This is a genomic window from Staphylococcus marylandisciuri, assembly GCF_025519785.1.
In the GTDB taxonomy this organism is placed as follows: Bacteria; Bacillota; Bacilli; order Staphylococcales; family Staphylococcaceae; genus Staphylococcus; species Staphylococcus marylandisciuri.
The window spans coordinates 1-628 of sequence record NZ_JAOPKZ010000039.1 but is presented as its reverse complement, the minus strand read 5'-3'; the positions used below and the strand labels follow the sequence as shown (position 1 = coordinate 628).

The window sequence follows — 628 nt, the reverse complement described above, 5'->3', positions numbered from 1 at the left end:
GCAACTACCGTGTAGATGTACCAGAAGGTACAACATTGAAACCAGGCGATAAAGTGAGCGTAGTAGAGAAAGATAAATACGATCATGCGTCACCAGCGACAGAAGTGACTGTAAATGACACAGAAAATACAGCGAAGCAACCAACTGTTGATCCAGTTAAAGGTGGAGACCCATCCGTAAGTGGTAAAGGTACACCAGGACACACAGTAGAAGTCACATTACCAGATGGAACGAAAGTAACAGGTGAAGTAGATGGCGATGGCAACTACCGCGTTGATATTCCAGAAGGTAAAACATTAAAACCAGGCGATAAAATCAGCGTCGTAGAAAAAGACAAGGATGGCCATACATCACCAGCTGCGGAAACAACAGTCGGAGACTATCCGAACACGGCGAAGCAACCAACTGTTGATCCAGTTAAAGGTGGAGACCCATCCGTAAGTGGTAAAGGTACGCCAGGTAACACAGTAGAGGTCACATTACCGGATGGTACGAAAGTAACAGGTAAAGTCGACGACGATGGCAACTACCGTGTAGATGTACCAGAAGGTACAACATTGAAACCAGGCGATAAAGTGAGCGTAGTAGAGAAAGATAAATACGATCATGCGTCACCAGCGACAGAAGT

The 628-nt window shown here is 45.5% G+C and carries 1 protein-coding gene; it reads left to right on the top strand.

Annotation, left to right across the window (positions count from 1 at the left end; genetic code table 11):
• Positions 1–628: Ig-like domain-containing protein (locus N9R04_RS11285; RefSeq protein WP_262856873.1), on the top strand; the 628-nt coding region annotated here is incomplete at both ends.